Origin of the sequence: Arthrobacter sp. GCM10027362 (assembly GCF_042679445.1) — a bacterium.
Taxonomy (GTDB): domain Bacteria; phylum Actinomycetota; class Actinomycetes; order Actinomycetales; family Micrococcaceae; genus Crystallibacter.
Genome location: NZ_JBHTML010000302.1, coordinates 1 through 2,966 on the forward strand (window position 1 = coordinate 1; position 2,966 = coordinate 2,966).

At 74.0% G+C, this 2,966-nt stretch carries 3 protein-coding genes and 1 pseudogene; all 4 read right to left on the reverse strand.

The window, feature by feature from the left end:
- Positions 1-503: pseudogene (locus ACFQ36_RS21895) on the reverse strand (allophanate hydrolase subunit 2 family protein); the annotation flags it as partial.
- Positions 500-1,111 (reverse strand): allophanate hydrolase subunit 1, encoded by a 612-nt coding sequence (locus ACFQ36_RS21900; protein WP_377017533.1) that lies wholly within the window; start codon positions 1,109-1,111, stop codon positions 500-502. The pseudogene ACFQ36_RS21895 and the gene ACFQ36_RS21900, both read right to left, overlap by 4 nt.
- Positions 1,108-1,839, reverse strand: coding sequence for a LamB/YcsF family protein (locus tag ACFQ36_RS21905; RefSeq protein ID WP_377017535.1), 732 nt, complete (start codon positions 1,837-1,839; stop codon positions 1,108-1,110). Before ACFQ36_RS21905 ends, ACFQ36_RS21900 begins: the two co-directional genes overlap by 4 nt.
- Positions 1,829-2,740 (reverse strand): hypothetical protein, encoded by a 912-nt coding sequence (locus tag ACFQ36_RS21910; RefSeq protein WP_377017537.1) that lies wholly within the window; start codon positions 2,738-2,740, stop codon positions 1,829-1,831. The genes ACFQ36_RS21905 and ACFQ36_RS21910 overlap by 11 nt, the downstream gene beginning before the upstream one ends.
- Between the last annotated feature and the right edge of the window lie 226 nt (positions 2,741-2,966).

The following is a 2,966-nucleotide window of genomic DNA, read 5'->3' on the forward strand; positions in this document are numbered from 1 at the left end:
GCCGCCTCCGGTGCCGCGGCCGGAACCTGCCCGATGCCCAGTACGTCCCCGGCCCGCAGCGGTGCCGGGCCCAGGCCGGAGAGCAGGTCCGCGGAGCGCGAACCCATCAGCGGGTCCGCCTCGATCCCGCCGGCCACGGCCAGGTAGTAGCGCAGCCCCGCCTGCGCCGGGCCGATCCGCAGCCGCTCTCCGGCCTGCAGCACCAGCGGCCGGTTGGTCAGCGCCGCGGATCCAGCCGGCGACGCGCCGGCCACCGCCAGCGGACCGCGGGCACCGGTCACGGCCACCACCGCATCCGCGGAGAATTCCAGCTCGGCGTTCCCGAGCAGCAGCTCCAGCCCGGCGGCCCCGGGGGCATTGCCCGCCAGGCGGTTGGCCAGCCGCAGCGCGCGCACATCCAGCGCCCCCGACGGGCTCAGGCCGACGGCGGCATGTCCGGGCCGGCCCAGGTCCTCGATCAGCAGCTGGGCCCCCGGCTTGAGCACGGTGATCCCCCTGCTCATCGTGCCTCCGTGAAGCGGACCACGGTGCCGGGCAGGATCAGGGCCGGCTGCTCCCGGGAGGGGTCCCAGAGCCGCGCCCCGGTCCGTCCAATCAGCTGCCAGCCGCCCGGCGAGGCCCCGGGGTAGACGCCGCTGAATTCCCCCGCCAGGCCCACCGAGCCGGCCGGCACGCGCGGGCGCGGCACCTCGCGGCGGGGCACCTGCAGCGGGTTGCCCGGCGCCACGAGGTAGGCAAAGCCGGGGGCGAAGCCGGTGAAGGCGGCGGTCCAGCGGCTTGATGTGTGCCGGCGGACCACTTCCCGCTCGTCCACCCCGAGCAGCCGGGCCACCTCGGGCAGGTCCTCGCCCGTGTAGTCCACCTCGAGGGTGACCTGCGCGCCGGCGGTTTCCCCGCCGTCGTCGTCCGGGGCCGTGGCCTGCAGCCAGTGCCGCACCTCGGCTGCGGGGACGGAGGCGTCGAAGCTGGCCAGGATGGTGCGCGCGGCTGGGACCAGGTCGACGACGCCGGGCAGCGGCGCCGCGGCGAGCGGGCGGTAGTGGGCGAGCACCTCGGCCAGGGTCCCGAACTCGGCCAGCAGGGCGTGGCTGCCGAAGGGCAGGATCCTCACACGAAGGACCTGACGGCGAGGCCGGCGGCCTCCAGCCGCTGCCGCACCAGCGCCGCCATCGCCACGGCGCCGGGGGTGTCCCCATGGACGCAGAGCGAATCCGCCCGGCCGCTGCGCGCAAAGCCGACGGCGCGTTCGGCGATCTGTTCCAGGTCCGACAGCAGTGCGCCGGGCTCCCCGCGCGGAATGAGCGTGCCGTCCGGGCGGTAGCCGCGGTCCACGAACGCCTCGCGGCGGACCGGCTGGCCCGCCTGCGCGGCCAGTTCCAGCACCGCGGAGCCGGGCAGGCCCAGCACCGGCAGCGTGGGATCGAAGGCGCGGACCGCGTCCAGCACCGCCGCGGCCTGGACGCGGTCATGCACAATCCGGTTGTAGAGCGCGCCGTGGGGCTTGACGTAGGCCACGCGGGTGCCGGCTACCCGGGCGATGCCGTCGAGGGCGGCCAGCTGGTAGAGCACGTCTGCGGCCAGCTCGGCCGGGTCCATGTCCATGGCCCGGCGGCCGAAGCCGGCCAGGTCCCGGTAGGACACGTGCGCGCCGACAGTGACGCCGTGCTGCACCGCCCGCCGACAGCTGGCCAGCATCGTGGTGCCGTCGCCGGCGTGGTAGCCGCAGGCGATGTTGGCGCTGCTGACCAGCGGGAACATCGCGGCGTCGTCGCCCATGGTCCAGGAGCCGAAGGATTCGCCCAGGTCGCTGTTCAGGTCGATGGCTGCCTCAGGCGCCATCCCGGCCCCCGGGGTTTCCGTCCGGGCCGGGCTGCTCGGGCCCGGTCTGGCCCTTCTCCTCCAGCGCGTACTGCCCGGCGGCACGGCGCCGGGCACGGGCCCGGCCCGGCAGCGGCATGAACCGCGCGGGCAGCCGGTTCTGCGTGCGGGCCAGGTCCTCCACCAGCGCCATCGGCAGTACCAGCGGCGCCTCGCCGAAGGCCTGCCGGGTGGTGGCAATGACGCGGCGGCCCATGACGCGGTTGCCGGCCCCGCCAATGACCGCGCCGATCCCGAACGGCACCGCCCGGCCGAGCAGGGCCGTGCCCTGCCTGGCCAGCAGCTTCTTCAGGAAGCGCTTGCGCAGGCTTTCCACCAGCACCCCGACGAGGCCGGACGGCATGCTCTCGCCCACCAGGCTGCCCCAGGTCCTGCCCAGGCCGCCCCTGCCCCCGGCCTGGCCGGCGAACTCCTTGATCATTGCGGCGCCTTCATCGCCCATGATGATGGCCATGACCATGGCCTGCGCCCGTTCGGGCTCGGCGGTCTGGACGCCGTGCAGCTCGGCGATGGACTGCGCATACAGGGCGGTGGCCTCCAGGAAGCCAACGGTGGCAGCCGCCGAAAGCCCCAGGGTGGCAATGGTCCCGGCCCCGGGAACAATCGCGAAGGCCCCCACCGTGGCACCGCCGGTGGTGACGGCGGCCAGGTAGTCCTTCTCCAGCCGGGCGGCCAGTTCCGCCGGGGAGGCCTCCGGGAACTTGCGCCGGTACCGGTTCAGGTTGGCCAGCACCAGCGGACGCTGCACGTCCAGGGCCTTCAGGATTGCGTTGGTGAGCCGGGGCTTGGGATTGCCGCGGGCATCGAACGCCGCACCCGCCGCAACCTTTACCGCCGGATTGAATTTCTTCCGCTTAGCCACAAGCCCTCCGAAAGCAGATGCCGCCCTGTCTGGTCAGGTTTCAAGATTAGTTCACACCAGTTCCCAGGCTTCTGCCAGCAGCTCGTAGGAACGCTCCCGGACCGCCGGATCGTACGCATAGGTTACGACCATCAGCTCGTCGATTCCCGCCGCACCGGCCAGCTGCCGCAGCCGGGCGCGCACCGCCGCCGGAGTCCCGACGGCGCTGACCGCCAGCCGGGCCCGG